At 67.9% G+C, this 6,406-nt stretch carries 8 protein-coding genes; 3 read left to right on the forward strand and 5 right to left on the reverse strand.

All coding sequences use genetic code 11. The features are described 5' to 3' along the window. Nucleotides 1-177: 177 nt before the first annotated feature. From ACE3N9_RS16330 to galE, 3 genes are all read right to left on the reverse strand, one after another. A complete protein-coding gene (locus ACE3N9_RS16330; RefSeq protein ID WP_374285515.1) occupies nt 178-780 on the reverse strand; it encodes an HAD family hydrolase in 603 nt (200 codons plus the stop codon). Nucleotides 781-882: 102 nt separating this feature from the next. Next, complete coding sequence (gene ykgO / locus ACE3N9_RS16335; RefSeq protein ID WP_003046794.1) at nt 883-1,008, reverse strand: type B 50S ribosomal protein L36; 126 nt, start codon at nt 1,006-1,008, stop codon at nt 883-885. 370 nt (nt 1,009-1,378) lie between these two features. Beyond that, complete coding sequence (gene galE / locus ACE3N9_RS16340) at nt 1,379-2,380, reverse strand: UDP-glucose 4-epimerase GalE (RefSeq protein WP_374285522.1); 1,002 nt, start codon at nt 2,378-2,380, stop codon at nt 1,379-1,381. A 194-nt stretch (nt 2,381-2,574) separates the two neighbouring features. Between galE and ACE3N9_RS16345 the strand changes: the two genes are divergently transcribed. From ACE3N9_RS16345 to ACE3N9_RS16355, 3 genes are all read left to right on the forward strand, one after another. Next, nucleotides 2,575-3,243, forward strand: coding sequence for a hypothetical protein (locus ACE3N9_RS16345; protein WP_374285524.1), 669 nt, complete (start codon nt 2,575-2,577; stop codon nt 3,241-3,243). A gap of 66 nt (nt 3,244-3,309) precedes the next feature. After that, complete coding sequence (locus tag ACE3N9_RS16350) at nt 3,310-3,897, forward strand: DUF4136 domain-containing protein (protein WP_374285526.1); 588 nt, start codon at nt 3,310-3,312, stop codon at nt 3,895-3,897. Beyond that, on the forward strand, nt 3,894-5,021 hold the full coding sequence (locus tag ACE3N9_RS16355) for a M14-type cytosolic carboxypeptidase (RefSeq protein WP_374285529.1): 1,128 nt from the start codon (nt 3,894-3,896) through the stop codon (nt 5,019-5,021). Before ACE3N9_RS16350 ends, ACE3N9_RS16355 begins: the two co-directional genes overlap by 4 nt. Before the next feature lie 135 nt (nt 5,022-5,156). Here the strand turns inward: ACE3N9_RS16355 and ACE3N9_RS16360 are convergent, their stop codons facing one another. Beyond that, a complete protein-coding gene (locus ACE3N9_RS16360) occupies nt 5,157-5,579 on the reverse strand; it encodes a cytidine deaminase (RefSeq protein WP_374285531.1) in 423 nt (140 codons plus the stop codon). After that, entirely contained in the window at nt 5,576-6,274 is a 699-nt protein-coding gene (locus ACE3N9_RS16365) for a glycoside hydrolase family 25 protein (protein WP_374285533.1), read from the reverse strand. The genes ACE3N9_RS16360 and ACE3N9_RS16365 overlap by 4 nt, the downstream gene beginning before the upstream one ends. Between the last annotated feature and the right edge of the window lie 132 nt (nt 6,275-6,406).

The following is a 6,406-nucleotide window of genomic DNA, read 5'->3' on the forward strand; positions in this document are numbered from 1 at the left end:
CGGCCCAACCACCCGTTTAAGGTACCCTGTGGGTGGTTGGGCCGGGGGAGCGGGCTGGTGCTGCAAGCCAACTGCGGAGGCAGTTGGCGCACCCAACAAGGACTCTGCCGGGGGAGCGGGCCGGCCAGGCCAAGCTGATCGCGGAGGCGATCAGCGCACCAAACTAAGGACGCTCGCTCAGATCAGCCCGCGCTCGCGCAGATCCGCCTCAAGCCCGGCGGCATCGCTGAAATGATGCGCGTGCCAGCCGCAGGCGCGCGCGCTTTCCACGTTGGGCAAGCTGTCGTCGATGAACAGCATGGCTTCGGGCGCGTGGCCGAAGCGCGCCTCTGCCAGCGCGTAGATCGCCGGGTCTGGCTTGGCCAGTTGCTCCACGCCCGACACCACGATGTCGCGGAAGCGTTCGGCCAGCGGGAAGACCGGGCGAAAGCCGGCCCAGGTATCGGCGCCGAAATTGGTGATGGCGTACAGCGGCACGCCGTGCGCGTGCAGCTGTTCGACCAGTTCCGGGCTGCCGGGGACCGGGCCGGGAATCGATTCGTTGAACCGGGCGAACCAGTCATGGATCAACTGGGCATAGTGCGGGAACAACGCGCTGCGTTCGGCAACAAGGTCTGCCGCCGGGCGTCCGGCGTCATGTTCGGCATGCCACGACAGCGGAATCACCTCGTCCATGAAGTGATCGAACTCGGCCGCATCGGTGAAGTGATTCACGAAAGGCAGGCGCCGGTCCCAGCGCACCAGCACGTTGCCGACATCGAACACCACCGCTTCGATCATGCGCCTGTTTCCTGCCGCTAAAATGGCTTCGGCCCGCACCCCGGAACCGGAGGCGGGCCGTTACGGTTCAACCGGTCCGCCCTGCGGCGGACCCCAGCAGCCTTAGCCCTGGCGCGCCTTGAAGCGACGGTTGGTCTTGTTGATCACATAGGTCCGGCCACGACGACGGATCACGCGGTTGTCCCGGTGGCGGTCCTTGAGCGACTTGAGGCTGTTGCGAATCTTCATGATGTCCTCGGGTGCGGCTGAATGCCGCTGAAAATTGAGTTCGCGCCGTTAGGGGTGACTCGCGGCCAAGTCAATAAGGGAGTGGGTTGGTTCCGGCTTGCGCCGGTGCGGGAAGGAGTCCTTGTCGGGTGCGCTGATCGCCTCCGCGATCAGCTTGCAACACCAGCCCGCTCCCCCGGCAGAATCCTTGTTAAGTGCGCCAACTGCCTCCGCAGTTGGCTTGCAACACCGGCCCGCTCCCCCGGCCCAACCACCCACAGGGTACCTTAAACGGGTGGTTGGGCCGGGGGAGCGGGCTGGTGTTGCAAGGAAGGGCCGGATGGCCCTTCCGCACCGCCGTGAGGCGGAGAGGACTCAGGCGGAAAGAAACTTACCCCACCCGCTCGCCCAGCTTGCGTTCCCATTGCAGCGCGTGGGTCACGATCGTGTCGAGATCGGCATACTGCGGCACCCAGGGCAGGGTCGCCTTGATTCGGGCGTTATCGGAAATCAGCGAATCGGGGTCACCGGCGCGGCGCGGGCCCAGAACGCGCTTGATCGCCGTGTTGGTCACGCGGTCCAGTGCGTCCAGCACTTCCAGCACCGAATAGCCCCGGCCATAGCCGCAATTCATCGTCAGCGAGCGCGCCGGATCAGCGATCAGCGCTTCCAGCGCCAGCACATGGGCGGCGGCCAGATCGCTGACGTGGATGTAGTCGCGCACCCCGGTGCCGTCTGGCGTGGCGAAATCGGTGCCGAACACGCCCACGCTGTCACGCTTGCCCAGCGCGGCTTCGACCGCGACCTTGATCAGGTGGGTCGCCCCGGCGGTCGATTGCCCGGTGCGGCCCTGCGGATCGGCCCCGGCGACGTTGAAATAGCGCAGCGCGCAGAAGTTGATCGGGTGCGCCGCCGCCGTATCGCGCAGCATGTATTCGGTCATCAGCTTGGACATGCCGTAGGGATTGATCGGGCGCTGCGGCGTGTCCTCGGTCACCGCGGCAACATCGGGAATGCCATAGGTCGCGGCGGTGGAGCTGAAAATGAAGTGCGGCACGCCCGCCGCCACCCCTGCCGCGATCAGCGACCGGGTCTTGGCGGTGTTGTTGTGATAGTATTTCAGCGGGTCGACCACGGATTCGGGCACCACCACCGATCCGGCGAAATGCATGACCGCGCGGGTGCCCTGTTCGGCAAAGATCCGCGCCAGCAGGTCCGCGTCCTCGATGTCCCCTTCATAGAACGGCACGTCATCGGGCACGGCCCAGCGAAAGCCGGTGACCAGGTTGTCGATCACTGCCACGGGCCAGCCCGCATCCTTGAGGGCGAGGACGGCATGGCTGCCGATATAGCCGGCACCGCCGGTCACGAGCACGGAAAGCTTGTCAGTCATGCCGCTTCTAATGCGGCATCCGGGCGGCGCGGGGAAGGGGGCATTCCGCACAAATTCGTGCGCGTGCAGGCCCTTGTTCATGGCCGGGCAATGCCGGTGGGCAGAAGGCGGCGCGGGGGCAGTCAGCCGGATCCCAACACAAGGCCCATTTCATGCACAACACTTCGCCCCGCTTGCTTCCCCTTGCCGCCGCCTTGACCCTGGGCCTGACGGGCACGGCCCTTCTGGCCCAGCCTGGCTGGGGCGGCGCGGGCTGGGATCGGCCCGGCTGGGACCGGCCTGGCTGGGATCGGCCCGGCGGCCCGGACCGCCCCAGTGCCAGCGCGGGCGCCGGGCGCGAAGGCAAGGTCGAGGTCGCCACCTTTGCCGCCGAAGGCGCGGACGGCGCGCAGCTTGGCAAGGGCGCGATCGCGGTGATCGAGGCTCCGGCCGGCGGCGGGTTGACCGAGGCGCGCGAGCTGGCCACCTATGAAGCGGCGGTGATCGATGCCCTGGCCCGCTATGGCTACGATACGGCCACGCGCGATCCGGCCGGTGGGCAGCTGGCCGAAGTACGCGTGCTGCGCCGCGAGGCCGTGCCCGAGGAAACGCCGCGCAAGCCGGTCAGCGGCGAGATGACCATGGGCGTGTCGAACCACGGTTCGATGATGGGCATGGCGCTGAATGTCGATCTGACCAAGCCGCGCAAGGCGCTGATCTCGACCCGGCTGGAGGCGCGGATCAAGGACCGCGCCAGCGGCAAGGTGTTGTGGGAAGGGCGCGCCGACATGCTGACCCGCGCGGGCGATGCGCGCTGGGGCGACGGGCAGATCGCCGCGCGGCTGGCCGGGGCGCTGTTCGAACGCTTCCCCGCGCCGCGCTGATCCGCTTGCATCGCCGCGGCATCCTATTCACAAGTGGCCGCGCACTGCCATGAAAGGTCGCCCGCGATGAAGTGCCTGAAACATGCCGCGCTGGTGCTGGTCCTGGCCGCCGGGGGCTGCGTTGCCCCGGTCGGCCCGGTTGAGGTGACGCGGTTCCACGCCGCTGATGTCGCCATGCTCGGCAAGGGCACCATTGCGGTCGAACCCGCACCGGGGATGGACGGCGCCTCGCTGGAATGGCGCACTTATCAGGCGGCGGTGCAGCAGCAACTCGCCCTGCTCGGATATGCCGCGCCGCAGGGCACCAGCGCGCAAGTTGCCGAACTGCGCCTGTCGCGCATGACGATCGAGCCGTCGCGGGGCAGCGGCCCGGTGACTGTCGGGGTGGGCGGATCGACTGGCAGCTGGGGTTCGGGCGTGGGCGTGGGGATCGGCATCAACCTGACCCCGCGCAGCGCGCAGCAGGTCCAGACCACCATGGCCGTCACGATCCGCGAGCGCGCCAGCAAGGCTGCCTTGTGGGAAGGCCGCGCCGTGTTCACCGTGCGCGCCACCAGCCCGATGGCCGATACCGCGCTGGCCGCGCCGAAACTGGCCGCCGCATTGTTCAAGGACTTCCCCGGACAGTCGGGCGAGACTATCGTGGTGCAATGACCATCCAGATCGATTGCGCGTTTGATTCCGGGAACATCGAAGTCCTGGACATTGCCGATACCACCGCCACTCTCGCCATCCGCAAGGACCAGCAGAGCGACTTCTTCCAGTGGTTCCACTTCCGCGTCACCGGCGCGGCGGGGCGCGCGCTGACGCTCAAGATCACGGGCCTCGAAGCATCGGCCTATCCCGGCGGCTGGCCCGGTTACCGTGCGGCGGTGAGCGAGGACCGCGAATTCTGGGGCCGCGCCGACAGCAGCTATGACAAGGCCGAAGCGGGCGGCACGCTGACGATCCGCTATACGCCGATGGGCGGGCAGGTGTGGTTCGCCTATTTCGCGCCTTACAGCTGGGAACGCCACCAGGACCTGATCGCCACGACCGCGCTGGCCGAAGGGGTGGAACACCGCGTGCTGGGGCTGACGCTGGATGGGCGGACGATCGACTGCCTCGACCTGGGCGAGGGCGACAAGCACGTCTGGCTCTATGCCCGCCAGCACCCCGGCGAAAGCATGGCCGAATGGTGGATGGAAGGCGCGCTCGATTGCCTGACCGACCCGGCCGACCCGGTGGGGCGCAAGCTGCGCCAGCTGTGCCGGTTCCACGTGGTCCCAAATGCCAACCCGGACGGAGCGGTGCGCGGCCACCTGCGCACCAATGCGGCGGGGGTGAACCTCAACCGCGAATGGGCCTGCCCCAGCGCGGAAAAGAGCCCCGAAGTGCTGGCGATCCTCAGCGCGATGGACCAGACCGGCGTGCATTTCGCGATGGACGTCCACGGCGACGAGGCGATCCCGGCGGTGTTCCTGGCCGGATACCAGGGCATCCCGTCATGGACCGAAGGCTTGCAGGCCGGGTTTGACCGCTATGCCGCGATCCTGCAGCGGCGCACGCCCGATTTCCAGACCCGGCTGGGCTACCCCGTTGCCGCGCCGGGCCGGGCGAACCTCACCATGTCGACCAACCAGCTGGCCGAGCGTTTCGGCGCGACCGCGATGACGCTGGAAATGCCGTTCAAGGACAACGACGATCTGCCCTGCGCCGCGCAAGGGTGGAGCGCGGAACGCTCGATGATCCTTGGCCGCGATTGCATGGGCGCGCTGCTGGAGTGGTTGCAGGGTTAGGAGCAGAACCTGGCCCTAACCATCCCGTCACCCCGGGCTTGCCCCGGGGTCCAGCTGTTCTTTGCTGCGGTAGGAAGAAAGCGGGACCCCGGGTCAAGCCCGGGGTGACGAAGAAAGGGACGGCAGGACCGCAGCTTACCCCAGATTGGCCGGTCCGAACGCGTGGGGCAGCAGGGCCGATAGCTGCAATTCCAGCACTTCGTCTGCGCCGACGCACCAGATCACCGGGTCGGTGCCGCCGAGCTGCGCCAATTCGTTGAGCACCTGGCGGCAGCGGCCGCAGGGGGTGACGACCGGGCCGTCCTGACCCCGCAAGCCGCCGATCACCGCCACGGCCAGCAGTCCGCCGCGCAGGCCGCGGTTCATCGCGCCCGCGACCGCGCTGGTTTCGGCGCAGAGCGCGAGGCCATAGCTGGCGTTTTCGACATTGGCCCCGGTCACCACGCTGCCATCGGCGAACAGCAGCGCCGCGCCGACGTGGAAGTTCGAATAGGGGGCATAGGCCTGCCCCTGTGCATCGCGCGCCTTGGCAATCAGGCTGTCCCGGTCAATCGTCATGGTTGCACCACCACCCATCGTATCGGCGCGGCCCCTGCCGCGCTGCTCAGCGCGCTGTTGGCCGTCCACAAGGTCCACGGCCGCCCGGCATAGTCCGGCTGGAACCGGTCGCGCAGCAGCCACAGGTTCCGGTCGATGCCCTTGGCGACATGATAGCGCGCCTCGAAGGTGCGCGACAGCTTGAGCATTGCCGGCTTGCCGGTGTGCGTCTCGATCTGGTTGAGGAACGTGGTCAGCTCACTCAGCACCGCGGCGTCGGACACCTTGATCGGGCAGGCGTCGGCCAGCATGTCGAGTTCCACCGCAGGCGGCAGCATCGCCTTGTCGCGCGGGACCACGGTGACGAAGTTGGCGGCCTGCTTGTCGGCCGGCTGGCACGGGTCATAGCGGTGCACCGCTCCGACCTGCAGCTTGGCGGCGCGCGCATCCTCGAGGTTCTTCACGAAAGCCGGATCGCGGGCAAAGGCGCTGGCCGAAGCATCGAGATAGGCGAATTCCGCCCCGGTTGTCCGCGCTGCCGTCCAGTCGATCTCGCCGTCTTCGGCGCTCACTTCCAGCCCCTGCATCGGAAAGGCGGCGCGCGGCGGCAGCCAGTGGTGCATGTCCCACCACGCCCAGCCGCCGCCCGCCAGGGCGAGCAGCAACACGGCGCCAAACAGGCGCGTGCGCAGACGGCGGTTGTTCTTGCGTGCCATCACTGGATACCCTTGCGACCAGATTCCTTTTTGGGTGCGCCAACTGCATCCGCAGTTGGCTTGGCCTGGCCGGCCCGCTCCCCCGGCCCAACCACCCGCTTAAGGGTACCCTATGGGTGGTTGGGCCGGGGG

This window comes from Novosphingobium sp., assembly GCF_041905565.1.
In the GTDB taxonomy this organism is placed as follows: Bacteria; Pseudomonadota; Alphaproteobacteria; order Sphingomonadales; family Sphingomonadaceae; genus Novosphingobium.